At 66.0% G+C, this 24749-nt stretch carries 27 protein-coding genes; 17 read left to right on the top strand and 10 right to left on the bottom strand.

The genetic code is table 11. From position 1 onward, the window contains the following. The first annotated feature begins 22 nt into the window (after positions 1-22). The 11 genes from KY496_RS27330 (at position 23) to xth (ending at position 4975) form a co-directional block, all read left to right on the top strand. Positions 23-151, top strand: a complete 129-nt coding sequence (locus tag KY496_RS27330; protein WP_267877512.1) for a hypothetical protein — start codon at positions 23-25, stop codon at positions 149-151. After that, on the top strand, positions 148-345 hold the full coding sequence (locus KY496_RS26675) for a hypothetical protein (RefSeq protein WP_219863193.1): 198 nt from the start codon (positions 148-150) through the stop codon (positions 343-345). The genes KY496_RS27330 and KY496_RS26675 overlap by 4 nt, the downstream gene beginning before the upstream one ends. After that, the gene (locus KY496_RS26670) at positions 342-1385 is read left to right on the top strand and encodes a hypothetical protein (protein WP_219863191.1); all 1044 of its coding nucleotides are present in this window, start codon (positions 342-344) and stop codon (positions 1383-1385) included. The genes KY496_RS26675 and KY496_RS26670 overlap by 4 nt, the downstream gene beginning before the upstream one ends. Beyond that, the gene (locus KY496_RS26665) at positions 1382-1729 is read left to right on the top strand and encodes a DUF2528 family protein (protein WP_219863189.1); all 348 of its coding nucleotides are present in this window, start codon (positions 1382-1384) and stop codon (positions 1727-1729) included. Before KY496_RS26670 ends, KY496_RS26665 begins: the two co-directional genes overlap by 4 nt. Next, positions 1726-2616, top strand: coding sequence for a hypothetical protein (locus KY496_RS26660; RefSeq protein WP_219863187.1), 891 nt, complete (start codon positions 1726-1728; stop codon positions 2614-2616). The genes KY496_RS26665 and KY496_RS26660 overlap by 4 nt, the downstream gene beginning before the upstream one ends. Next, positions 2613-2840, top strand: coding sequence for a hypothetical protein (locus tag KY496_RS26655; protein ID WP_219863185.1), 228 nt, complete (start codon positions 2613-2615; stop codon positions 2838-2840). Before KY496_RS26660 ends, KY496_RS26655 begins: the two co-directional genes overlap by 4 nt. Beyond that, the gene (locus KY496_RS26650) at positions 2833-3345 is read left to right on the top strand and encodes a hypothetical protein (protein ID WP_219863184.1); all 513 of its coding nucleotides are present in this window, start codon (positions 2833-2835) and stop codon (positions 3343-3345) included. The genes KY496_RS26655 and KY496_RS26650 overlap by 8 nt, the downstream gene beginning before the upstream one ends. Beyond that, positions 3342-3692 (top strand): hypothetical protein, encoded by a 351-nt coding sequence (locus KY496_RS26645; protein WP_219863182.1) that lies wholly within the window; start codon positions 3342-3344, stop codon positions 3690-3692. The genes KY496_RS26650 and KY496_RS26645 overlap by 4 nt, the downstream gene beginning before the upstream one ends. After that, entirely contained in the window at positions 3686-3886 is a 201-nt protein-coding gene (locus KY496_RS26640) for a hypothetical protein (RefSeq protein ID WP_219863181.1), read from the top strand. The genes KY496_RS26645 and KY496_RS26640 overlap by 7 nt, the downstream gene beginning before the upstream one ends. A 6-nt stretch (positions 3887-3892) precedes the next feature. Next, positions 3893-4069, top strand: coding sequence for a helix-turn-helix domain-containing protein (locus KY496_RS26635; RefSeq protein WP_083415557.1), 177 nt, complete (start codon positions 3893-3895; stop codon positions 4067-4069). 138 nt (positions 4070-4207) lie between these two features. Then, positions 4208-4975: an exodeoxyribonuclease III gene (gene xth / locus KY496_RS26630; protein WP_005669285.1), complete on the top strand. Its 768-nt coding sequence runs from the start codon at positions 4208-4210 to the stop codon at positions 4973-4975. Positions 4976-5040: 65 nt separating this feature from the next. Here the strand turns inward: xth and KY496_RS26625 are convergent, their stop codons facing one another. From KY496_RS26625 to prpB, 5 genes are all read right to left on the bottom strand, one after another. Next, positions 5041-7656, bottom strand: a complete 2616-nt coding sequence (locus KY496_RS26625) for an EAL domain-containing protein (protein ID WP_219863179.1) — start codon at positions 7654-7656, stop codon at positions 5041-5043. Between the two features lie 143 nt (positions 7657-7799). Continuing rightward, the gene (gene prpF, locus KY496_RS26620) at positions 7800-8990 is read right to left on the bottom strand and encodes a 2-methylaconitate cis-trans isomerase PrpF (protein WP_005669282.1); all 1191 of its coding nucleotides are present in this window, start codon (positions 8988-8990) and stop codon (positions 7800-7802) included. A 14-nt stretch (positions 8991-9004) separates the two neighbouring features. Then, complete coding sequence (acnD, locus tag KY496_RS26615) at positions 9005-11611, bottom strand: Fe/S-dependent 2-methylisocitrate dehydratase AcnD (RefSeq protein WP_219863177.1); 2607 nt, start codon at positions 11609-11611, stop codon at positions 9005-9007. An 11-nt stretch (positions 11612-11622) separates the two neighbouring features. Further along, on the bottom strand, positions 11623-12783 hold the full coding sequence (prpC, locus tag KY496_RS26610; protein WP_219863175.1) for a 2-methylcitrate synthase: 1161 nt from the start codon (positions 12781-12783) through the stop codon (positions 11623-11625). Positions 12784-12795: 12 nt separating this feature from the next. After that, positions 12796-13686 (bottom strand): methylisocitrate lyase, encoded by an 891-nt coding sequence (prpB, locus tag KY496_RS26605; protein WP_005669275.1) that lies wholly within the window; start codon positions 13684-13686, stop codon positions 12796-12798. A gap of 268 nt (positions 13687-13954) precedes the next feature. Here prpB and KY496_RS26600 point away from each other — a divergent pair, with 268 nt between their 5' ends. The 3 genes from KY496_RS26600 (at position 13955) to KY496_RS26590 (ending at position 15666) form a co-directional block, all read left to right on the top strand. Then, a complete protein-coding gene (locus KY496_RS26600; protein WP_071363555.1) occupies positions 13955-14257 on the top strand; it encodes a helix-turn-helix transcriptional regulator in 303 nt (100 codons plus the stop codon). Positions 14258-14320: 63 nt separating this feature from the next. After that, complete coding sequence (locus KY496_RS26595) at positions 14321-15310, top strand: zinc-dependent alcohol dehydrogenase family protein (RefSeq protein WP_219863173.1); 990 nt, start codon at positions 14321-14323, stop codon at positions 15308-15310. Positions 15311-15339: 29 nt separating this feature from the next. Next, complete coding sequence (locus KY496_RS26590) at positions 15340-15666, top strand: antibiotic biosynthesis monooxygenase (RefSeq protein WP_005669272.1); 327 nt, start codon at positions 15340-15342, stop codon at positions 15664-15666. A gap of 54 nt (positions 15667-15720) precedes the next feature. Here the strand turns inward: KY496_RS26590 and KY496_RS26585 are convergent, their stop codons facing one another. Together KY496_RS26585 and KY496_RS26580 are read right to left on the bottom strand one after the other, a co-directional pair. Further along, positions 15721-17379, bottom strand: coding sequence for a cation acetate symporter (locus KY496_RS26585; RefSeq protein WP_177185614.1), 1659 nt, complete (start codon positions 17377-17379; stop codon positions 15721-15723). Continuing rightward, a complete protein-coding gene (locus tag KY496_RS26580) occupies positions 17379-17687 on the bottom strand; it encodes a DUF485 domain-containing protein (RefSeq protein ID WP_005669270.1) in 309 nt (102 codons plus the stop codon). Before KY496_RS26580 ends, KY496_RS26585 begins: the two co-directional genes overlap by 1 nt. Positions 17688-17851: 164 nt before the next feature. Between KY496_RS26580 and prpR the strand changes: the two genes are divergently transcribed. The 3 genes from prpR to KY496_RS26565 all read left to right on the top strand — a co-directional run bounded on the left by prpR (position 17852) and on the right by KY496_RS26565 (position 22170). Next, a complete protein-coding gene (prpR, locus tag KY496_RS26575; protein ID WP_219863171.1) occupies positions 17852-19456 on the top strand; it encodes a propionate catabolism operon regulatory protein PrpR in 1605 nt (534 codons plus the stop codon). A 156-nt stretch (positions 19457-19612) separates the two neighbouring features. Beyond that, positions 19613-20992 carry a cystathionine beta-synthase gene (locus KY496_RS26570; protein WP_219863169.1) on the top strand — a complete coding sequence of 460 codons (1380 nt, stop codon included), beginning with the start codon at positions 19613-19615 and terminating at the stop codon, positions 20990-20992. Further along, positions 20989-22170, top strand: a complete 1182-nt coding sequence (locus KY496_RS26565; RefSeq protein WP_005669267.1) for a PLP-dependent aspartate aminotransferase family protein — start codon at positions 20989-20991, stop codon at positions 22168-22170. The genes KY496_RS26570 and KY496_RS26565 overlap by 4 nt, the downstream gene beginning before the upstream one ends. 7 nt (positions 22171-22177) lie before the next feature. Here KY496_RS26565 and KY496_RS26560 read toward each other — a convergent pair whose 3' ends face one another. The 3 genes from KY496_RS26560 to KY496_RS26550 form a co-directional block, all read right to left on the bottom strand. Further along, positions 22178-23773, bottom strand: a complete 1596-nt coding sequence (locus tag KY496_RS26560; protein WP_219863167.1) for a methyl-accepting chemotaxis protein — start codon at positions 23771-23773, stop codon at positions 22178-22180. A gap of 150 nt (positions 23774-23923) precedes the next feature. After that, positions 23924-24238, bottom strand: coding sequence for a DNA-binding transcriptional regulator (locus KY496_RS26555; RefSeq protein WP_005669264.1), 315 nt, complete (start codon positions 24236-24238; stop codon positions 23924-23926). After that, entirely contained in the window at positions 24235-24582 is a 348-nt protein-coding gene (locus KY496_RS26550) for a hypothetical protein (RefSeq protein WP_005669263.1), read from the bottom strand. The genes KY496_RS26555 and KY496_RS26550 overlap by 4 nt, the downstream gene beginning before the upstream one ends. Positions 24583-24749 lie beyond the last annotated feature (167 nt).

Raw genomic sequence — 24749 nt, 5'->3', positions numbered from 1 at the left:
CCATCGTTCGCGGGTGGCCGCTATGATGCGCCGCCTCGGCCAGGCCCTGGCCTTCGTGATGGTCTTCCTGATCATCGTCGGCGAGGTCCAGCGCAGCGAGGCAGCCGCCGACGAGCGCGCCGCCCGCGCCATGTACGGAGCCGGAAAGTGAGCTTTGAAGCCCTGCGCGTCACCTACCAGTGCCCCGAGCGGCTGGCGCGCCACCTGTACGACGAGCTGGGCGGCGCCCGCGCCGAGATCGCCCGGTTCGAAGCCGCGCTATCGCTGGCCGAGGCCCAGCGCGACAAGCTGAAAAACAAATTGGCGCCGCCGCCTGCGCGCCGCACACATCGAGGAGAGAAATGATGGACCAAGCAGTCACCCGCGCCGCCTTCGCTATGCCCACGACAACGCCGCCGGCCGCCGCGCCGCGACTCGTCGGGGAGTTTGAAGGCTTCATCGACGGCAAGCCGTCCGTGGTCTGGGCCGATCGCGCCCGCATGCCGAACGTCGGCGAGAAGCTGTATGCCGGCATGGCCCCGGCCGTCGGCGCTGGCGGCTACGCGCTGACCGAGGAGCGGATCGAGCAGGAATGGAATGCGCTCGACGGATTCAAGATGAACGCTGGCCAATGCATGGCCGACTGGGACCGTGCGCGCCGAGTTGCCTTTGCCCGTGCCATCGAGCGCGCTCTCGCTGGGCCGGCCGGCGTCGCACCCCGTGCCTGGTCGATCCTGCTTACCAGCGCGAACCACGGCACCGTGGGCCCGCTCGGCAGCACCTTCCCGCACGCCGGAGAGCACCACGAGCGCGTGGTTGTGGTCGAGGTGCCGGCCGCCGCCGGCGCGCCATCCGACCAGGTCAATCTGGTGCTGCGCGATGCATCGGCCGCCGAAGCCGGCGCAGGCAATGTACCGAGGGATGAGCGGGCAGCATTCGAGCGCCACGAACGTGCATCGAACCTGCGGCGCGTGGGCGTCGATCGCGACGGTAGCGGCGGGTGGTACGAGAACCCCTGCGTGCAGAGCGCGTGGGAAGGCCGGCGGGCGCGGGCTGAGGTCGCGGCACAAGCCGGTCAGGTAGCAGTGCCGGAAGATCGCCAGGCTCTGGTGAACGAAGCGTTGTCAGCTGCACGCGAGCTGGGCGACCGCGAGTATGCGCACGCCCACAGCCTGGGCAAGGGCGGTCCTGGCGTGAAGGCCAAAGTCTTTGCCGCAGAAAAGCGCGTATTGGCGGCGATCAATGCCCTCGCCGCGCCAGCACAAGCCAAGCCTCTGCCAGCCGCCGAAGTGCCGCTGTGGGACGAGAACGGCGAGCCGTGGAATCTGGCGGCGGAGCAAATCGAGTACGAACGCGCCCAGGCATCTACAGCAGGCGAGCGCAGCCAGGAAGGCGGTGCAGCATGAAACGCTACGTCCTCACCTACGACTTCATGGGTAACGAGGTGGTGGTCGACATCGACCACAGCATCTGCACCGACGCGCTGCTGCACGAGATCAACAACTTCTGGTCCGAGGCCGACTTCCGCCTGAGCCAGGCCGATGACAACGTGCTGCATGCAGTCCTCAAGATGCTTTGCTGCCGCGTGCTGCATTCGTCGGTCGCTGACTGGAATGCCATGCACGAGTTCAAGGTCAAGGGCGTCGAGGGCTGGCCGCTGCTCGACGGGTCGGCGGGCATCACCCTGGTCAGCGTGGACGACTGGGAATTCGACGAAGAAGAAGTTTCCATCAAGGAGCAGGCAGCATGACCACCACCCCATCCCCTGAACTGCCGGACCTCGACCGCCTGGTCCGCTACGACTCGTTCGAGACGGACGAGGGCGACGAGCTGCGCATTGAGCCGACTGGCCGTTGGGTTCGCTTCGATGACGTCGAATCGCTTCTTGCTCGCCTCGCCCAGCATGCAGAGAGCGTCGCACCCGCACCAGATGCCGAGCGCGTCGACGCCATCGTGACCGGCCTGTACCGCCGCTTCAAGGACTGGAGCAAGCGCGGGTTCAGCGCCGACGATGTGACGTGGTGCGAGGTGAAGGCCGACGTGATCGCACTGATCGCCGCTCAGTCCCAAGGCGCACAGACGGCTTATGAAGAACTTTTGCAGGCTGCACGCGACCTGCGCGGGGAGCTGGTCGTAGCCAATGCTCTCATAGAGCGACGCACTCGTGAGCGAGATGAGGCTCTCGCCGCCCAGCAAGCCGCAGCACCTGGCGCGCTGGATGATGGCGACGACCACATGTGGGACACGAACACGGTCATGAGCTACGTGATATCGCTGCCGGGCGCAATCGACCGCACGCGGGCCGAAAACGTTGATGACGTGTTGAATGCGCTGATCCTGATGCGCAGGGAGTTGCCAGCCCCTAGCGCCCCCGGCACACCGGAAGCGCCGGACGAGGATAGCAAGGGCATCGAGCTTTGGCGCGCCACGCTGCGCGCATGCGGCGAACTGCCGGAGGGATACGAAGTGCGCATCGAGCTGGAGAATGGCTGCGGCATGGCGGTCTGGTACGACGCCGAGGGCGAGCGCCACGTGATCGACGGTGAGGGCTACCTGTCCGACGATGTGAATGAGGCGGTGGACGCAGCCATCCAGTGCGCCGCCCAGCTCGACGGCGGCCAGGGAGAGGGCAAATGATCGGCCCGGCTGGATTCATGGCGGGGCCGAAGGCGGCTCCGAGCCAGGAAGAAGTGAACGAGATCATGGCCGGTATGGAGATCGTCTATGCAGGCTGGGCCAAGCACATCGAAGACAGCGCGCCAACCTGCCACTTCGCCAAGATGCAGTTCCACATGGGCGAGGACGAGAGCTGGTACGAATGCCGCCACTGCGGCCACACGAAAGGAGCCGACCATGGCTAACCCCTCCCATGACAAGGGCAATGTAGCTGCCGCCGTGATCGCGTGGTGGGAAGAGAACCGCCCACTCGGCTGGGCCGAGGAAGACCACGTTGCACAGGCGACGGTGAATTGCGAGACCGATGCCGAGCAGGCGCTGGCGAGACTGGCCGCGCAGCTGGTTCGCGCCACCCCGCCATCGCCCAGCACCGCGCCCGAGGCCGATCCCGAGAAGGACTTCTCCGATTGGATGGAGAAGCGCGGGCCGCTCGGCGCGGGCGCTGTGCCGGAGCGCATCTTCTTTGCTGGGCACAGCGCCGGCCGCCGTAGCGCCCTTGCTTCTCGCCCTTCTGAGGTGGACGACGATCCGCCGCAATGGTGGCACGAGTTGCAAGCAGCGGCCGAAGCGCTGGACGATGCTGGCGCGCCTCTGAATGCCGAGAGCGTGCGCAAGATTGCCGAGCAGTACCGCCAGGGCCAGCGCGATGCGGTGGCGGCGGATCGGGCGCGGCGCGGAGGTCAGTCATGAGGATCGGCCAACTCGTGATGCTTGTCGGCACCGACGGCTACATGCCGCCGATGGGCGCCGTCGGCGAGATCGTGGAGGCGTTCGACGGAGAGGACTATGGCGTGCTATTCCCGCGCCACCCCTGCCCGGTCGAGTCGCCGGAATGGTATGTGCCGCCCAGCATGCTGATGCCGATCGACGGCGATGCACACGCGGCGCCAAGCTGCCGCCACGTCGTCACGCTGATGCGCATCGGCGAAACGGGAGCGTGGTGCGCGGACTGCGGCGCGAAAGTCCTCGGCCAGGCGCTGGCGGGCAGCGGCGTCGGCACCGTGATCATTGGCGGCGCGCCGGAGGATGGATGGTGATCCTCGACAGCATCACGCACACCGCGCGGCGCCAGCACCAGTGCGCATTCTGCGGCCGGACCGTGCAGGCCGGCGAGCGGTATGTGCGCGCCCAGGAGCCGGGCGGCGGGCGCCTGATAAAACGCGCTTTTCACCAGGGCTGCTATCGCGGCCTGGTGGATAGCGCCAGCAAAACGAATTCAGCGAAGGAGTAAATACAAATGGAACAAGCCCTGTATCGAGTCAGCAACGCAATGAAACTTCTCGACGTCTGCCGCGCCACGATCTACCGGATGGTCAGCCGCGGCGAGCTCGAGCTCGTCAAGGTCGGGCGCAGTACGCGCATCACCAGCGTCAGCATCGAGCGGATCATTAACGGCGGGAAAGCAAAAGGCTGATCGGGTATCATGCGGCGAAACTGTCTCTTGCTGTTGCTTTTCGGCTCATCTGATATTTGTAGCTAGACTTGTAGCTAATTCAGAAATCAAGCAGCAAAAGGACCGCAAACCCGCATGGATACTGCATCGCACCGCCCAATGAAAATAGTTACCTGGAATGTTAACTCCCTGAAAGTCCGACTCTCGCATCTTCTGCAATGGCTTCAGGCCAATCCGGTCGACGTGCTCTGCATCCAGGAGACCAAGCTCACGGATGACAAATTCCCCCTGGCCGAACTGAACGCCGCCGGCTACCAGGTCGCGTTTTCCGGGCAGAAGACCTATAACGGCGTGGCCATCCTGTCCAGGCACCCGATCGAGGATGTGGTCAGGAACAACCCGCATTATGAAGACGCCCAGCAGCGCCTGCTGGCGGCCACGATCCGGGGCGTGCGCTTCATTTGCGCTTACGTGCCTAACGGGCAGGAAGTCGGTTCCGACAAATATGCGTACAAGCTGGCCTGGCTGGACGCGCTGCGCACCTGGGTGGCGGCCGAAATGGCGGCGCACGAGCAGTTCGCGATCCTGGGCGACTACAATATCGCGCCCGAAGCGCGCGACGTGCACGACCCGGCCGAATGGGAAGGCCGCATCCACTTCTCGCTGCCCGAGCGCGCCGCGCTGCAGGAACTGATGGCCCTAGGCCTGTCGGACGCATTCCGCCTGTTCGAACAGCCCGAGAAGCAATACAGCTGGTGGGACTACCGCCAGATGGCGTTCCGCCGCAACCGCGGCCTGCGCATCGATCACATCCTGCTGTCGAAGGCGCTGGCCGAGCGCTGCACTGCCTGCCATATCGACCGCGAGACGCGCAAGTGGGAGCAGCCGTCGGATCACGCGCCGGTGGTGGCGACACTCACGGATTAAGTGCCTATCCCGGTAGCGCGCAGGGTTGGCGGGCTCCCCGCCGACGCGCCCGGCGTGCGCTGGAATCACCCCGCCAGCAACCTGGCCACCTGCTCCGCCGGCAACGGCCGCGCAAACAGATAGCCCTGCGCATACTGGCAGCCGAAGGAGCGCAGCAAGGCATACTGCCCTTCGGTCTCCACCCCTTCGGCCACCACCGACAATTGCAGGCTGCCCGCCAGCGCCATCACCGCCGCCACGATGGCGCGGTCCTCGGTGCTGGCCTCCAGCTCGCGCACGAAGGCGCGGTCGATCTTGATCTTGCGTACCGGGAAGCGCTTCAGGTAGGCCAGGCTCGAATACCCGGTGCCGAAATCGTCGATCGACAGGCGCATCCCCATCGCGTTGATCTGGCGCAGAATCTCCAGCGTCTGGCCGCCGTGCTGCATCAGCGCGGTCTCGGTGATCTCGAATTCCACCAGGCCCGGCGCGATCCCGGTGTCGGCGACGATGGCGCGGATCGAGTCGACCAGGCCCTGGTGCATGAACTGGCGCGCCGACAGGTTGATCGCCAGCGGCACCACGTCCAGCCCCTCGCGCTGCCACTGCACGGCCTGGGCGCAGGCGCTGCGGATCACCCACTCGCCGACTTCCATGATCATGCCGCTCTCTTCCAGGATCGGGATGAACTCGTCCGGCCCCACCAGCGCGCCGCCGCGGCGCCAGCGCAGCAGCACTTCCAGCGCGCTCGGACGGCGCGTTTCGGTGCACATGATCGGCTGGAAATACAGCGCGAACTCCTCGCGCGCCAGCGCGCCGCGCAGGCTCGATTCGAGCTCGAAATGGCGCGCCGCCGCCAGGTTCATGCGTTCGGTGAAGAACTGGTAATTGTTGCGGCCGGCCGCCTTGGCCTGGTACATCGCGGCGTCGGCGTGGCGCATCAGGGTCTCGACGTCGACCCCGTCGTCCGGATACAGGCCGATCCCGATCGAGGGCGAGATGTGCAGGCAGTGGCCGTCGATCTGGCAAGCCATCGACAGCGCGGCGATGATCCGCCCCGCCACCTCGGCGGCATCGTCGCCGCCGGCGATCCCCGGCATCAGCACCACGAACTCGTCGCCGCCGAGACGCGCCACCAGGTCGCTGGGCCGCACCGCCGTCACCAGGCGCAGGGCGACGTCGCGCAGCAGCTGGTCGCCGACCATGTGGCCAAGGGTGTCGTTGATGTTCTTGAAGCGGTCGAGGTCGATGAACATCAGGGCGAGCTTCGCGCCCGCGTGCGGCGCGTCGCCCGCGGCCACGGCGCGCATCGCCGCCTCGAGCCGCTCGGACAGCATGGCCCGGTTGGGCAGCCCGGTCAGGCTGTCGTGGTAGGCCATGTGGTGCACGCGCGCCTCGGCCTGGCGCCGCTCGTTGATCTCTTCCTGCAGCAGGGCGTTGGCGCCGGCCAGTTCGGCGGTGCGCTCGGCCACCCGCACCTCGAGTTCGTCGCGCGCGCGCAGGATGGCGTCGGCCGCCTCGCGCTGGGCGGTGACGTCGTCCACCAGCCACACGCTCCTGCCGCCCGCCTGCGCCAGGTCGAACAGGCGGCCCGACAGGCGCGCCCAGAAGCGGCTGCCGTCGCGCCGCACCATCTCGTGCTCGGCCATGTGGGCCTGGCCCTGGGCGAACTGGCGTCCGGACAGCTCGCGCGCCTCCTTCCAGCTGGCGTGGTCGGGATACAGCGCGCGCACCGCGATGCCGTCCATGCCGCCCGGCGGCGCGCCGAACAGCTCTTCCATCTTGCGGTTGCAGTGCAGGGTGCGCCCCGCCTCGACCACGGCGATGCCCAGCACCGCGTTGTCGAGGATGGCGCGGTTTTCCATCAGCGCCTCGCGCAGCGATTGCTCGTCGCTGCGCTCGCGGGTGCGGTCCTCGAGCATCCAGATCGTGCCCTTGTCGGGGTCTTTCGCGTTAACCTGGTAGCCGATCATCTGGACCCAGGCCGGCGTGCCGTCCTTGCGCACCAGGGTGCGCGAGGTGGTGAACGGCCGGCCCTGGGCCAGCTGCGGATAGGCCTCGGCGCCGAGCTGGCGATAGGCGGCTTCGTCCGGGTAGATCACGCGCGTGGACACCCCGATCGGCTCGCCCTCGCCGTAGCCGAACATCTGGCAGAAGGCGGGATTGGCGCGCCGGATCACGCGGTTGCGCGTGAACATGATGCCGATCGAGGCGTTGGTCATGATCGCCTGCACCTCGCCCGTCGCCTGGCGCGCCTCGGTCACGTCCTCGACGATCCAGATGGTGCCGGCGCTGCGGTTGCCCGGTTCGACCGCGCAGCCGCGCAGCCGCGCCCAGAAGGTGCTGCCGTCGCGGCGCCGGAACTGCTGCTCAGTTCTCTCGAACAGGCCGCCCCGGGCCAGCACCGCGAACGCTTCGCGGATCAGGTCCTGGTAATCGTCGGGCGAGATGCACACGTCCATCGGCGAAATCCGGCCGACTTCTTCCGGCGCGAAGCCGAACATCTCGCCCGCGCGCGGGTTGAAGGAGCGGATCTGGTCGGGCTGGGTGACGGCGATGCCGACCGGCGCGTTCTCGAACACGGCGCGCTGCTCGCGCACCATGCGCCGCAAGGCGGCCAGGTCCGCCAGCTGCGCCGGGTCCGCATCGTAGCCACGGGGCTGCGCAACGTCAGCTAATTGCAGGTTCGAAAATCCATCCATCGGTGGTTGCTGTCGCGGCTAAAGCTCATGGTTGCCTTGAGTTGCCGAGCGGCAACAAGGGCGATCATCATACCGCGAAATGGGCCTGCAACTGAACTACCTGCGGCAAGAAAGCGACACCGCGTCGATGCCGCCCCGGGGCTTCAGAACGCGTCACCCGGCACGCATACCCGCCCTTCCATCAAGACCCGCGCGCTGCGGCTCATGATGGCCTTGCCGACGCGCCAGGCGCCGCCCTCGTGAACCGCTTCGGCGCCCACGCGCAGGGTGCCGGACGGATGGCCGAAGCGCACCGCGCTGCGCTCGCCGCCGCCGGCCGCGAGGTTGACCAGGGTGCCGGGAATCGCCGCCGCGGTGCCGATCGCCACCGCCGCCGTGCCCATCATCGCGTGGTGCAGCTTGCCCATCGACAGCGCGCGCACCAGCAGATCGACGTCGCCCTGCGCCACCTGCCTGCCGCTGGACGACAGGTAGCCGGCCGGTTTCGCGACGAAAGCGACCTTCGGGGTATGCTGGCGCTTGCCGGCGTCCTCGATGCTCGCGATCAGGCCCATGCGCAGCGCGCCATGGGTGCGGATGGTCTCGAACATGGCCAGCGCGCGCGCGTCGCCATTGATCGCGTCCTGCAGCTCGGTGCCGTCGTAGCCGACCGCACCCGCTTCGATGAAGATGGTCGGGATGCCGGCATTGATCATGGTCGCGCGCAGGACGCCGACGCCGGGCACGTCCAGTTCGTCGACCAGGTTCCCGGTCGGGAACATCGCACCGGCACTGCCCTCTTCTTCGGCCGCCGGATCCATGAACTCGAGCTGCACCTCGGCCGCCGGGAAGGTCACGCCATCGAGTTCGAAGTCGCCCGTTTCCTGGACCTGTCCATCTGTCATCGGCACATGGGCGATGATGGACTTGCCGATATTGGCCTGCCAGATGCGCACGACCGCGACGCCGTCGCGCGGCACGCGCGCCGGGTCGACCAGGCCGTTCGCGATGGCGAAGGGGCCGACCGCGGCCGACAGGTTGCCGCAGTTGCCGCTCCAGTCGACGAAGGGCTTGTCGATCGCCACCTGGCCGAACAGGTAGTCGACGTCGTGGTCGGGACGGGCGCTGCGCGCAACGATCACGGCCTTGCTGGTGCTGGAGGTGGCGCCGCCCATGCCGTCGATCTGCTTGCCGTAGGGGTCGGGGCTGCCGATCACGCGCTGCAGCAAGGCGTCGCGCGCGGCGCCGGGCTCGCGCGCCGCTTCGGGCAGGTCTTGCAGCGTGAAGAACACGCCTTTGCTGGTGCCGCCGCGCATATAGGTGGCAGGAATCCTGATCTGGGGAACGTGGGACATCGTGCGCTTCTCCATCAAGCCGCCGCCTTCGGCGCCGACGATTCAAGGAAGTCCTGGGCAAAGCGCTGCAGCACCCCGCCCGCTTCATAGATGGCGACTTCCTCGGCCGTATCGAGGCGGCAGGTCACCTGCACCTCGAGCTGTTCTCCATTCTTGCGATGGATCACCAGCGTCAGGTCGGCGCGCGGCGTGCGCTCGCCCACCACGTCGAAGGTCTCGGTGCCGTCGATGCCGAGCGTGATGCGATTCACGCCGGGCTTGAACTCCAGCGGCAGCACGCCCATGCCCACCAGGTTCGTCCTGTGGATGCGCTCGAAGCCTTCGGCCACGATCGCCTCCACGCCCGCCAGGCGCACGCCCTTGGCCGCCCAGTCGCGCGACGAGCCCTGGCCATAATCGGCGCCCGCCACCACGATCAGCGGCTGCTTGCGTTCCATATAGTGTTCGATCGCTTCCCACATGCGGGTCACCTCGCCCGTCGGCTCGATGCGCGCCAGCGAACCGGCAACCACATTGCCCAGGCCATCCTTCACCATCTCGTTCCTGAGCGTCGGATTGGCGAAGGTGGCGCGCTGCGCCGTCAGGTGGTCGCCGCGGTGGGTGGCGTAGGAATTGAAGTCTTCTTCCGGCAAGCCCATCTTCGCCAGGTACTCGCCGGCGGCCGAGTCGAGCAGGATGGCGTTCGACGGCGACAGGTGGTCGGTGGTGATGTTGTCGCCCAGGACCGCCAGCGGGCGCATTCCGCGCAGGGTGCGCTCGCCCGCCAGCGCGCCTTCCCAGTACGGCGGGCGGCGGATGTACGTGCTCTGTGGCCGCCAGTCGTACAGCGGGCTGACCCTGGCGCCATCGTCGACGACGCGCGCGAACATCGGCGTATACACCTTGCGGAACTGCTCGGGCTTGACGCTGGCGGCGACCACGGCGTCGATCTCTTCGTCCGACGGCCACAGGTCGGCCAGGCGGATCTCCCTGCCCGCGGCGTCCAGTCCCAGCACGTCCTTCTCGATGTCGAAGCGGATGGTGCCGGCGATCGCATACGCGACCACCAGCGCCGGCGAGGCCAGGAAGGCCTGCTTGGCATAAGGGTGGATGCGGCCGTCGAAGTTGCGGTTGCCCGACAGGACGGCGGTCGCATACAGGTCGCGCTCGATGATCTCTTGCTGGATGGTCGGGTCGAGCGCGCCGCTCATGCCGTTGCAGGTGGTGCAGGCGAACGCCACGACGCCGAAGCCCAGCTTGTCCAGTTCGGGCGTGAGGCCGGCTTCGTCCAGATACAGGGCGACAGCCTTCGAGCCTGGCGCCAGCGAACTTTTCACCCAGGGTTTGCGCAGCAGGCCCGCGCGGTTGGCGTTGCGCGCCAGCAGGCCGGCGGCGATCATGTTGCGCGGGTTGTTGGTGTTGGTGCAGCTGGTAATCGCCGCGATGATCACGGCGCCGTCGGGCATCAGGCCCGGTTCGTCTTCTACTTTGCCCGCGATGCCGCGCGCCGCCAGTTCCGAGGTCGGCACGCGCTTGTGCGGATTCGACGGCCCGGCGATATTGCGCACCACGCTCGACAGGTCGAACGACAAGGTGCGTTCGTACTCGGCGTTTTTGAGGCTGTCGGCCCACAGGCCGGCCTGCTTCGCATAGGTCTCGACGAGGTGCACGGTCTCGTCCTCGCGCCCGGTCAGGCGCAGGTACTTGATGGTCTGCTCGTCGATGTAGAACATCGCGGCGGTGGCGCCGAATTCGGGCGCCATGTTCGAGATCGTGGCGCGGTCGCCCAGGGTCAGCGCGGCTGCGCCCTCTCCGTAGAACTCGAGGTAGCTCGATACGACCTTCGACTTGCGCAGGAACTCGGTCAGCGCCAGCACGGTGTCGGTGGCGGTGATGCCGGGGCCGGGCTTGCCGGTCAGTTCGACGCCGACGATGTCGGGCAGCCGCATGTACGACGCGCGGCCCAGCATCACGCTTTCGGCTTCCAGCCCGCCGACGCCGATCGCGATCACGCCCAGCGCATCGACCATCGGCGTGTGCGAATCGGTGCCGACCAGCGTGTCCGGATACGCCACGCCGTTTTCCACCTGGATCACGGGCGACATGCGTTCCAGGTTGATCTGGTGCAGGATGCCGTTGCCGGGCGGGATCACGTCGACGTTCTGGAAGGCCTTCCTGGTCCAGTCGATGAAGTGGAAGCGGTCTTCGTTGCGGCGATCCTCGATCGCGCGGTTCTTGCTGAACGCGTCCGGGTCGAAGCCGCCGCATTCGACGGCCAGCGAGTGGTCGACCACCAGCTGGGTCGGCACCACCGGATTGACCAGGGCCGGATCGCCGCCTTGCGCCGCGATGGCGTCGCGCAGGCCGGCCAGGTCGACCAGGGCGGTCTGGCCCAGGATGTCGTGGCAGACCACGCGCGCCGGGAACCAGGGAAAATCGCGTTCGCGCTTGCGTTCGACGATCTGCTTGAGCGCGTCGTTCATGCAGGCCGGCTCGCAGCGGCGCACGAGGTTCTCGGCCAGCACGCGCGAGGTGTACGGCAAGGTGTCGTAGGCCCCCGGCTGGATCGCGTCGACCGCGGCGCGCGTGTCGAAGTACTCCAGGTCGGTGCCTGGCAGGGGTTTCAGGTGATTCGAATTCATGGCGATGCTCTTTATTTGCGCTCGGCCAGCGGCACGAATTGCAGGTCTTCCGGACCGACGTAGTTGGCGCTCGGGCGGATGATCTTGTTGTCGATGCGCTGCTCGATGACGTGGGCGGCCCAGCCCGAGGTGCGCGAGATGACGAACAGCGGCGTGAACATGGCGGTCGGAACGCCCATCATATGGTACGACACGGCCGAGAACCAGTCGAGGTTCGGGAACATCTTTTTCACCTCCCACATGACCGACTCGAGGCGCTCGGCGATGTCGAACATCTTCATCGAGCCAGCATCAAGAGACAGCGCGCGCGCCACTTCCTTGATCACCTTGTTGCGCGGGTCCGAGATCGTGTATACCGGGTGGCCGAAGCCGATCACGACTTCCTTGTTGGCCACGCGGTTGCGGATGTCGGCCTCGGCTTCGTCGGCGTTTTCATAACGCTTCTGGATGTCGAGCGCCACTTCGTTGGCGCCGCCATGCTTCGGCCCGCGCAGCGCGCCGATGGCGCCGGTGATGGCGGAGTGCATGTCGGAACCGGTGCCGGCGATCACGCGCGCGGTGAAGGTCGAGGCATTGAATTCGTGCTCGGCGTACAGGATCAGCGAGGTGTGCATCGCCTGCACCCAGGATGCGCTCGGCTTGAAGCCGTGCAGCAGGTGCAGGAAGTGGCCGCCGATCGAATCGTCGTCGGTTTCCACGTCGATGCGCTTGCCATTGTGGCTGTAGTGATACCAGTACAGCAGCATCGAGCCGAACGACGCCATCAGGCGGTCGGCGATGTCGCGTGCGCCGGCGATATTGTGGTCGTCCTTCTCCGGCAAGGTGCAGCCCAGCACCGACACGCCGGTGCGCATCACGTCCATCGGGTGGGCGCCGGCCGGCACTGCCTCCAGCGCGCTCTTGACGGCGGCCGGCAGCCCGCGCAACGAACGCAGCTTGGCTTTATAACCGCGCAGCTCGGCCTCGTTCGGCAGCTTGCCGTGCACCAGCAGGTAGGCGATTTCCTCGAACTCGCAGGCGTCGGCCACGTCCAGGATGTCGTAGCCGCGGTAGTGCAGGTCGTTGCCCGATTTGCCGACCGAGCACAGCGCGGTATTGCCGGCGGCGACGCCGGACAGGGCCACGGATTTCTTCGGCTTGAAGGTCGGGGTTTCGTTGTTCTGGGTCGTCATCCTCGGTTCTCCTTATTTCGCTTTGTTCTGGGCGAACAGCGCGTCGAGCTTCTGTTCATAGCTATGGTAGTCGATGCGGTCATACAGTTCGGCGCGCGTCTGCATGGTGTCGAGCACGTTCTGCTGGGTGCCGTCGCGGCGGATCGCGGTATACACGTTTTCGGCCGCCTTGTTCATCGCGCGGAAGGCCGACAGCGGATACAGCACCAGGCCGACGCCGGCACTTTTGAGCTCATCGACGCTGAACAGCGGGGTCGCGCCGAACTCGGTGATATTGGCCAGCACCGGCACCTTGACCGCATCGGCGAACCGTTTATACATCTCGAGGCTCGTCATCGCCTCGGGGAAGATCATGTCGGCGCCGGCTTCCACGCAAGCCACGGCGCGTTCGATGGCGGCGTCCAGTCCTTCCACCGCCAGCGCATCGGTGCGCGCCATGATCACGAACTCGTCGTACGGACGGGCGTCGGCGGCGGCCTTGATGCGGTCGACCATCTCGTCCTTGCTGACGATTTCCTTGCCCGGACGGTGGCCGCAGCGCTTGGCGCCGACCTGGTCTTCGATGTGGCAGGCGGCGGCGCCGGCCTTGGCCAGCGTGCGCACGGTGCGCGCGACGTTGAAGGCCGATGCGCCGAAGCCGGTGTCGACATCGACCAGCAGCGGCAGGTCGCACACGTCGGTGATGCGGCGCACGTCGATCAGGACGTCGTCCAGGTTCGAGATGCCGAGGTCGGGCAAGCCCAGCGAACCCGCCGCCACGCCGCCGCCCGACAGGTAGATCGCCTTGAAACCGGCGCGCTTGGCCAGCAGGGCGTGGTTGGCGTTGATCGCGCCCACCACTTGCAATGGGGATTCTTCCTGCATTGCCTTGCGGAATGCGGCGCCGGCGGAGAGCTTGGTCATGCGGTGTCCTTTCAGGTGCGGTGGATGTCGATGCTGATATTGCAAAGTGCGTGCCAGCCCGATGCCAATCACTGGCGCGCAGGCAGTTCCCTTTCTATTCAGTTACTTAGCGCAAGCTGCACCTACGATTCCGGCATAGCTGTCTGCCACCGTCCCCGATCTCGTTTCACATTGAAACGATGAGATGCAACACTTGAAACAATCGGGCCGAGCTTGACAGCGCAGCAGGTGTCTTGACATATCGGGATATCTCGATATACTCGAATCCATGGAACTGCTCGACATCTTCAAAGCCCTCTCCAACCGTACCCGTCTCGACATCCTGAAAGGATTGAAGGACCCGGAAAAGCATTTCCCTCCGCAAGACGAGGGCGATGTGCACACGGTCGGCGTTTGCGTGAGCAGTATCCAGGAAGGCGTCGGCCTGTCGCAGTCGACCGTGTCCGACTACCTTGCAACGCTGCAGCGCGCTGGCCTGGTCGAGGTGCGGCGTATCGGGCAGTGGACGTACTACAAGAGGAACGAGGCCACCATCAGCGCCCTCGCCGAGATCATCGGAAAAGAGCTGTAAATTTTTTTGCCAGTGCATATCGATAATTCCCGATATCCCTTTTTAACGAAACGAGGAACAATCATGAAAGCTCAAGTGCTCACTTCTTTTGGCGGCCCGGAATCGTTTGAACTGCGCGACGTGCCGAAACCGATACCGCAAGCCGGCCAGGTGCTGGTGCGGGTGCAGGCCACCTCCATCAATCCGCTGGATTACCAGGTGCGCCGCGGCGACTATGCCGACCTGGTGCCGCTGCCGGGCATCACCGGGCACGACGTCTCGGGCGTGGTCGAGGAAGTCGGACCGGGCGTGACCGCGTTCGCGCCGGGCGACGAAGTCTGGTACACCCCGCAAATCTTCGATGGTCCCGGAAGCTATGCCGAATACCATGTCGCCTTTGAAAACATCGTCGGCAGGAAGCCCGCATCGCTGACCCATCTCGAAGCCGCCAGCCTGACCCTCGTCGGCGGCACCGCCTGGGAAGCCCTCGCCGTCCGTGCACAACTGAAAGCCGGTGAAAGCATCCTCATCCACGGCGGCGCGGGCGGTGTCGGCCACGTCGTGATCCAGGTCGCCAAGGCCATAGGCGCGCGGGTGTTCACCACGGTGAAGGAAGAGAATTTCGAGTTCGCACGTTCCCTCGGCGCCGATGTGGTCATCGACTACACGAAAGAAGATTACGTCGAGGCCATCGGGCGCGAGACCGGCGGCCATGGCGTCGACGTGGTGTTCGACACCATCGGCGGCGACACCCTGACGCGCAGCCCGGACGTGCTGGCGCAACTCGGTCGCGTGGTCTCGATCGTGGACATCGCGCAGCCGCAGAACCTGATCCAGGCCTGGGGCAAGAACGCGAGCTACCACTTCGTCTTCACCCGCCAGAACCGCGGCAAGCTCGACGAACTGAGCGCCCTGATCGAGCGCGGCCAGCTGAAACCCCACGTCGGCGCCGTCTATTCGCTGGCCAACATCCCGCTTGCCCATGCGCGGCTGGAAAGCCGTGATAACGGCCTCAGGGGCAAGATCGCGATCGCGGTGGGGCCACTGGCCGATCGCACGAGCGCGCAAGTCTGAGTCGTTTGATTCACTTCGAAAGGAATATCATGGTTTACGAAATCGCCACCCTGCTCGTCCGGCCTGAACACACCGACGGCTTCAGACATGCATTCGCCGAGGTCGCTCATCTGCTCACCCGCGCCAAGGGTTATCGGGGCCATTTGCTGGCGCCCGGGATCGAGCTGCCGCAACAATTCACACTGATCGTGCGCTGGCAGACGCTGGAAGATCACACTCCGAACTTCGAAACCAGCGACGACCACCAGGCATTCATGGCGGGCTTGCAGGGCTACCTCGCCGGCGAACCCGCTGTCCGCCACATCGAAGGTGCGGCCTTCAGCATCGGGCCGTGGGATGCGACGTCGGGTAAATAACAAAGGGGGCGGCCCTCACAGGCCGCCCCCTTTTTTTACATACTCGACTGCGGTTTAGTGCGCCGAAGCACCCGCCGCACCGATGCCGGTCTCGGCGCGCACTTCCTGCGCCTCGAAGCCGGCGCGGTCGATGCGGGCGCGCGGGCCCTTGTCGGTGATCGAGAAGATCCAGATGCCGAAGAAGCCGACCGCCATCGAGAAGATCGCCGGCGAGGCGTACGGGAAGATCGCGGCGCTGTTGCCCAGCACGTCGACCCAGACCGACTTCGACAGCAGGGTCAGCACGACCGCGGTCGCCAGGCCCAGGAAGCCGCCCACGGTGGCGCCGCGGGTGGTGCAGTCTTTCCACAGCACCGACATGAACAGCACCGGGAAGTTGGCCGAGGCAGCGATCGCGAAGGCCAGCGACACCATGAAGGCGACGTTCTGCTTCTCGAAGGCGATGCCCAGCAGCACGGCGATGATGCCGAGGCAGATGGTGGTGATCTTCGACACCTTCAGCTCGTTGGCGCTGGTGGCCTGGCCCTTCTTGATGACGGTGGCGTACAGGTCATGCGAGACCGCCGAGGCGCCCGACAGGGTCAGGCCGGCCACCACCGCCAGGATGGTCGCGAAGGCCACGGCCGAGATGAAGCCCAGGAAGACGTCGCCGCCCACGGCTTGCGCCAGGTGGACCGCCGCCATATTGTTACCGCCCAGCAGTGCGCCGGCAGCATCCTTGAAGGCCGGGTTGGTGCCGACCAGCACGATCGCGCCGAAGCCGATGATGAAGGTCAGGATGTAGAAGTAGCCGATCCAGGTGGTGGCCCACAGCACCGACTTGCGCGCTTCCTTGGCGCTCGGGACGGTGAAGAAGCGCATCAGGATGTGCGGCAGGCCGGCGGTGCCGAACATCAGCGCCATGCCGAAGGAAATCGCGGAAATCGGATCCTTGATGAAGCTGCCCGGGCCCATGATGGCTTCGCCCTTGGCGTGCAGCTCGGTGGCGCTCTGGAACAGCTGGGTCGGGCTGAAGTTGTATTGCGCCAGCACCGAGAACGCCATGAACGAGGCGCCCGACAGCAGCAGCACGGCCTTGATGATCTGCACCCAGGTGGTGGCGGTCATGCCGCCGAACAGCACATAGACCATCATCAGGATGCCGACCAGCACCACCGCGATCCAGTAGTCCAGGCCGAACAGCAGCTTGATCAGCTGGCCGGCGCCGACCATCTGCGCGATCAGGTAGAAGGCCACCACGACCAGGGTGCCGGAAGCCGCGAACACGCGGATCGGCTTCTGGGCGAAGCGGTAGGAGGCCACGTCGGCGAAGGTGAAGCGGCCCAGGTTGCGCAGGCGCTCGGCCATCAGGAAGGTGATGACGGGCCAGCCGACCAGGAAGCCGATCGCATAGATCAGGCCGTCGAAGCCGTCCAGGAACACGGCGGCGGAAATGCCCAGGAAGGACGCGGCCGACATGAAGTCGCCCGCGATCGCGAGGCCGTTCTGGAAGCCGGTGATGCCGCCGCCGGCGGTATAGAAGTCGGATGCCGAACGGGTCTTGGCGGCAGCCCATTTGGTGATGTACAGGGTGCCCAGCACGAACACGCCGAACATGATGATGGCGGTCCAGTTGGTGGCTTGCTTGACGCCCTGGCCGAGGTCGGGGGCGGCCTGGGCGATGCCCGCGGCGGCCAGCAGGGCAATTGCGGCTGCGGTATGGAAGCGCTTCATCATGCCCCCACTTTCGCTTTGATGGCGTCGCTCAGTTCGTCGTAGTCGCGGTTGGCGCGGCGCACGTAGATGCCGGTGATGACCACGGTGAACACGATGACGAACAGGCCCAGGGGAATACCCCAGGTCATGACGCCTTCACCGATGCGGGAACCCATGAACTCCTTGTTGAAGGCGACCAGCAGCGTGAAGCCGTAGTACACGATCATCATGGCCCAGGTCAGCGTCCAGCCGAACCGGGAACGGGTCTCTTTGAGCTTGAGGTAATTCGGGTCGCTCTTGACCCTTTGTACGACGTCTTGATCCAATTTTGTCTCCTGATTTTTCTGGTATTGCCTTTGCGGCTGAGACCCATCCTACGGCCGGCCCCTTACCGGATTCTTACGGCATGGAAGTAATTGACCGCTCGTTCGCTTAGGTCACGACGTTTCAAATTGAAACTTGGCGCTGAAAAATGCACTAGACTTGAAACATGAATGCACCTCGCTCCCCCTTGGAGGCCGGCGACAAGCCGGTCATCTGGACCGTCTCCGTCTCGCGCCTGTCCGAGCTGTTCCGCGACATCACCGTCGAATACGACCATTTAGCTTCGATCGAACCGCTGCATCTTGGTTTCGACGAGGCTGCGAAACATATCCGCGAGCGCCTTGCCGTCGAGCACTGCGATGTGGTGATCGCGGCCGGCTCGAACGCCGCCTGGCTCAAGGGCCGCGTGTCGGTGCCGGTGGTGGCGGCCAAGGCCAGCGGCTTCGACGTGCTGAAGGCGCTGGCGCGCGCGCGCCGCGTGTCGCACCGGATCGGCGTCATCAGCTACCAGGCGCCGCTGCCGGAACTGGCCGACTTCGCCGCCACCTTCGGCCTCGACCTGGCCCAGCGCACCTACGTCACGCGCGAGGATGCGCGCGCCGCGGTGCACGAGCTCAAGGCCGAGGGCATCGCCGTGATCGTCGGCGCCGGATTGATCACCGACCTGTCCGAGGAAGCCGGGCTGACCGGCGTGTTCCTGTATTCGGCGGCCTCGATCCGCCAGGCCTTCGACGACGCGCTCGAGCTGGCGCGCCTGACCCGGCTCGAGGCCGGCCGCGGACGGCGCAAGGGAGCCGAACAACGCGCGCGGCGCGGCATGAACGACCTGCGCGGCGACTCGCCCGCGATGGAGCGCCTGCGCCAGACCGTGGTGCTGTACGCGCGCTCGCCCAGCACCGTCCTGATCGAGGGCGAGACCGGCAGCGGCAAGGAACTGGTGGCCCAGGCGATCCACCGCGAAAGCCCGCGCCGTGGCGCCAACCGCCCCTTCGTGGCGGTCAACTGCGGGGCGATCGCCGAGTCCTTGCTGGAGTCGGAACTGTTCGGCCACGAGGAAGGCGCGTTCACCGGCGCGCGCCGCGGCGGCCACGCCGGCCTGTTCGAGGCCGCCAACGGCGGCACCCTGTTCCTGGACGAGATCGGCGAAATGCCGCTGGCCCTGCAGACCCGCCTGCTGCGCGTGCTGGAGGAACGCGAGGTGATGCGGGTCGGCGGCACGCGCCCGGTGCCGATCGACGTGCGCGTGATCAGCGCCACCCACTGCGACCTCGAAGCGCGGGTGCGCGAGGGACGTTTTCGGGCCGACCTGTTCTATCGGCTGGCGGTGCTGCGCCTGGCCCTGCCGCCGCTGCGCGCGCGGGCGCAGGACATCGCGCCGCTGGCCGAATGGTCATTGAAGCAGGCGCTGGCCGCGCTCGATGCGCGCCCGCATCCGAACCTGGCGGCCGAGGTCAAGGCGTGCGCGCCCCTGCTCGCTTCCTATGCCTGGCCGGGCAATGTGCGCGAGCTGCGCAACCTGATGGAAAGGGTCGCATTGTTCCTGGCGGCCGAGCCGCTGCAGGCGCTCACGCCGGCCTTCATGCTGTCGGTGGCGCCGGAACTGGGGCGGCAAGCGGCGCCGGCCGTCGACGCATTGCCCACGCCCGGTGCGGCGCGCGAGTCGGTGGCGGCCGTGCTGGCCCGCTTCGGCGGACAGCGCGATCTTGCCGCGCAGCACCTGGGCATCAGCCGCACCACCCTGTGGCGCCGTCTCAAGGCCGAGGGCTCTTAACAAAACTTTAAGCTGATCCAAAGCAGCGCTCGACAAAAACTCGTATCATGAATCTTTAAAGTGCTGGCGCCTACCCGCGCCAGTTCGTCGTAGCACGCCGGCCTGCCGCGGTCTCTTGCGCTACCCGCGCCGGCTGGTCGGCTTAACGGAGGCAATATGCAACATGCGTCGCAAGCTGCACTGTTTTCGCTGATCGGCGATACCCCGCTGGTGGAAGTCACCCGGATCGACACCGGCCCCTGCCAGCTGTTCCTCAAGCTCGAATCGCAGAACCCGGGCGGCTCCATCAAGGACCGCATCGGCAAGACCATGATCGAGCAGGCCGAGCACGACGGCCTGCTGCAGCCGGGCGGCACCGTGATCGAGGCCACGGCCGGCAATACCGGCCTGGGCCTGGCGCTGGTGGCGCGCATCAAGGGCTACCGCGTGGTGCTGGTCGTGCCCGACAAAATGGCGGCCGAAAAAGTCCTGCACCTGAAGGCGCTCGGCGCCGAGATCCACCTGACCCGCTCCGACGTCGGCAAGGGCCATCCCGAGTATTACCAGGACTACGCGGCGCGCCTGGCCAAGGAGATTCCCGGCGCCTGGTTCGCCGACCAGTTCAACAATCCCGCCAATCCGCGCGCCCACGAAACCACCACCGGCCCCGAGATCTGGGACCAGACCAACCACAAGCTCGACGCCATCGTGGTCGGCGTCGGCTCGAGCGGCACCCTCACCGGCCTGTCGCGCTATTTCAAAAAGACCCAGCCCCTGCTCGAATTCGTCCTGGCCGACCCCAAGGGTTCGATCCTGGCCGAGTACGTCGAAACCGGCCACGTCTCGCAGCACGCGGGTTCGTGGGCGGTCGAGGGCATCGGCGAGGATTTCATCCCCGGCATCGCCGACCTGTCGCGCGTCAAAACCGCCTACACCATCAGCGACGAAGAGAGTTTCTCGACCGCGCGCCTGCTGCTGCAGCAAGAAGGCATCCTGGCGGGTTCCTCCACCGGCACCCTGCTGGCGGCCGCGCTGCGCTATTGCCGCGCGCAGACCCGCCCCAAGCGCGTGGTCACCTTCGTCTGCGACACCGGCACCCGCTACCTCTCCAAGGTGTACAGCGACGGCTGGATGGTCGACCAGGGCCTGATCACGCGGCCGAAAACGGGCGACCTGCGCGACCTGATCGGCCGCCGCCACGATGCCGGCGAAGTCATCACGCTGTCGCCCGACGACACCCTGCTCACCGCCTTCAACCGCATGCGCTCGAGCGACCTGCAGCAGTTGCCGGTGGTCGACGCCGGCGGCCGGCTGCTGGGCCTGATCGACGAATCCGACCTGCTGCACCAGGTGACGCAAGATACCGCGCGCTTCAATGCGCCGGTGTCCGGCACCATGACGACCGAACTGCAAACCCTGCATCCGGCGGCGAGCATGGGCCAGCTGCGCGAGATCCTCGACCGCGGCCTGACCGCCGTCATCGCCGACGGGCCGACCTTCTACGGTCTGATCACGCGCTACGACCTGCTCAACCATCTGCGAAGGACCCTGTCTTGACCAATCCAATCGAATTCAAGCGCCATCTGGCCACCCGTGTCATCCACGGCGGCCAGGCGCCCGAACCGGCCACCGGCGCCGTGATGCCGCCCATCTTCGCCACCTCGACCTTCCGGCAAGAGAGCCCCGGCGTGCACAAGGGCCTCGACTACGGCCGCTCGCACAACCCGACGCGCTGGGCGCTCGAGCGCTGCGTGGCCGACATCGAGGGCGGCCGCGCCGCCTTCGCCTTCGCGTCCGGCCTGGCCGCGATCGCGGCGGTGCTCGAGCTGCTGCCCGCCGGCTCGCACATCGTGGCCGGCGACGACATGTATGGCGGCACCTACCGCCTGTTCGAGCGCGTGCGCCGCGACAGCGCCGGCCTGTCGTTCAGCTACGTCGACCTGTCCGACCCCGACGCGCTGGCCGCCGCCATCAGGCCCGAGACGCGCATGGTGTGGGTCGAGACCCCGACCAACCCGATGCTCAAGCTGGCCGACCTGACGGCGATCGCCGGCGTCTGCCACGCGCGCGGCATCATCAGCGTGTGCGACAACACCTTCGCCAGTCCGATCAACCAGCGCCCGCTGGAACACGGCTTCGACATCGTGGTGCACTCGACCACCAAGTACATGAACGGGCACTCGGACGTGATCGGCGGCGTGGCCGTGGTCGGCGCCGGCGACGCCCAGACCGGGCTGGCCGAGAAGCTCGGCTTCATCCAGAACGCCGTGGGCGCCATCCAGGGCCCGTTCGACAGCTTCCTGGTGCTACGCGGGATCAAGACGCTGGCCCTGCGCGTCGAGCGCAGCAACGCCAACGCCCTGCTGCTGGCCAGCTGGCTCGAGCAGCAGCCGCAAGTGCGCAAAGTGTACTACCCGGGATTGGAATCGCATCCCCAGCACGCGCTGGCGCGCCACCAGATGCACGGCTACGGCGGCATCGTGTCGATCGACCTCGACACCGACATCGCCGGCGCGCGGCGCTTCCTGGAGGCCTGCGAAGTGTTTACCCTGGCCGAGAGCCTGGGCGGCGTGGAAAGCCTGATCGAGCATCCTGCCCTGATGACCCACGCCACCATTCCGCCGGAGCAGCGCGCCGAACTCGGCATCGGCGACGGGCTGATTCGCCTGTCGGTGGGCATCGAGCACATCGACGACCAGCGCGAGGATCTGCGCCGCGCATTGGCCGCGATCTGAACGTCGATCAAGCCGCTTCGAGCAGGCGCTGATGCGGCTGCTCCGACGCGGCCAGCGCGCTGCGCAACTTGAACGTCGCCACCAGCGCCGACAACTCCGCCGCCTGCTGGCGCATCGAGGCCGCCGCTGCGGCGGCTTCTTCCACCATCGCCGCGTTCTGCTGGGTCGACATGTCGATCTCCGCGATCGACTTGCTGACCTGAATGACGCCGTCGGCCTGGCCCGCGCTGGCGGTGTGGATCTGGCCGAGGATGCCGGCCACCTCGTGCACGTGCTGGAGCATGGCGCGCATGGTCGAGCCGGCCGATTCGGCCATGCCGGTGCCGGCCTCGATCTCGCTCGACGACTCGCCTATCAGCTTCTTGATTTCCTTGGCCGCGCCGGCCGAGTGCTGGGCCAGGTTGCGCACCTCGCTCGCCACCACCGCGAAGCCGCGGCCTTCGCTGCCGGCGCGCGCCGCTTCCACCGCCGCGTTCAGCGCCAGGATATTGGTCTGGAAGGCGATGCTGTCGATCATGCCCGTGATGTCCACGATGCGCGCGGCGGATGCCTTGATCGCTCCCATGCGCGCCACCAGTTGCTCGACCGCCCTCGCGCCTTCGGTGGCCACGCCGGACGCGGTCTGGGCCAGGGCATTGGCCTGGCGCGCATTGGCGTTGTTGCTGGCGATCGCCTCGCTCAACTCGTCCATCGCGCTCACGGTCTGGCGCAGCGCGTCGGCCTGGCGCTCGGTGCGGGTCGACAGGTCCTGGTTGCCTTCGGCGATCTCGCTCGAGGCCGAATCGATCGCCTGGGCGCCCACCAGCACCTGCGACACGGTGCTCGAGACGCCATGGGTCATGCCATTGAGGGCGTCGAACAGGCGGCCGATTTCGTCGCTGCGCCCGTGCTGGATGGTCGGACGCAGGTCGCCTTTCGCTACCTGCTCGGCCAGCATGGCGGCGCGCTGCAGCGGCGCCACCAGGTTGCGGCTCAAGGCCCAGGCCAGGCCGACGCCGACCAGCAGCGCCGCGCCGCCCAGGCCCAGCAGCAGGATCTTGCTGAAGCTCGATGCGGCGCTCGTCTCGTCGGCCAGGCGGTGCGCCTCGCTGCTCTCGTAGGCGAGCAAGGCTTCGAAAGCGCCGACCTTGGCCTTGTAGCCCGGTTCCCATTGCCTGGTCAGGATTTCCTCGACCAGGCCGGTCTGCCCCAGGTCCTTGGCCTTGAACAGCGCTTCCTGCACCGTGCCCAGCGCGGCCTTGTGACGGGCCGCATCCTGCAGCAGCGCGCGTTCGCGTTCCGACACCGGCAGCTTGGCCAGTTTCTCCTCGATGGCGGCGATGTTCTTGCGGCCTTCGGCCAGCTGGGCCTGGAAGTAGTCGGCCAGTTCCAGGCTGTCGCTGCGCGCGATCGAGACGGTGCGCGAACCGTTCAGGCGTTCGATGCCGAGCAGGTCGGACACCAGCTGCTGCTTGGCCAGCTTGTCGTCGACCAGATTGGAGGTGATGACATCCGCCGCGTGCATGCGCCATACCGCGACGGCGGCGATGATCACGATGACGAGGGAGAGGATGCCGAAGGCGCCGATGAGCTTGGCGGAGGTGTTGAGCTGTGCAAGTCGCATTGATGGTCCGTGAGAAGGTGGGACAACGATGCGAGGAGTGTAGAAATGTTATATGACACCGTCATGAACTCACATTTCCAGAATTACCATGGTTCTTTATAAATCTTATTGCATAAAAATCCACTGAGTTTTCAAAATAACCACGTCTCCTCAAAGTGCCGCAATGTCGTCGATCAGGCTGGGGTTTCGATCAATCAGGCTGAGGAGAATGGCGGCTTGGGCATTCGGCTTTGCCGTACCCTGCTCCCAGTTCTTGATCGTCTGCGGATTGGTGCGCAATTTGCGTGCGAATACCGGTTGCGATACGCGAAGCTTTTCCCGCACCGCACGCACGCCGGCCGCGGTCATGACAGGCGGCGCCTTCAGTTCCACCTCGGTCGCGCGTAGGGTGACTTTCCCTTGCCGAGCATCTTCCAACGCATCGAAGCCTTCCATCAACTCAGTAAAAATATTTCGCTTGGTCATTTTTCGGTACTCCTTGCCTTGATTTCCAACTCAAGTCGTTGTTTCAGCAATCTGCGTTCGCTTGCCGTGAGATCGTCGGCCTGATCCTTGTCGTAGACGGTGAATAGCCAGAACTGGTCGTTGGCATCTTTCCAGAAATAGATGACGCGCAGGCCGCCGCGCTTTCCCTTGCCACGCCGTTCATCGCCATACCGGATTTTCCGAAGTCCTCCCGTGCCCTTGATGACAGCCCCGGCAACCGGGTCCTTCATCATCTCGCTTTGCAGATCCTTGAACGATTCGTCGTCGAAGTATGCGTTGCGCAGCCGCTCGAACGGGGGAAGTTCGATGAAGGTCGCTTTCATATAGTGTACCCAAATTGGGGATATTTTGTCTGGCTTTCACACTTTAGCTGCGCCACTCCCGATCATGATTGCGTTACACCTGCCCATGACAAAGTCATGCGACACAAAAAAAGCCCGCGACACTTTCGTGTGCGGGCTTGCTTGGACAAGGCGGCATGCCGCCCCGT

Origin of the sequence: Massilia sp. NP310, from assembly GCF_019443485.1 — a bacterium.
Lineage (GTDB): Bacteria > Pseudomonadota > Gammaproteobacteria > Burkholderiales > Burkholderiaceae_D > Telluria > Telluria timonae.
The sequence above is the reverse complement of the archived record's forward strand: the minus strand, read 5'-3'. Positions and strand labels throughout refer to the sequence as shown.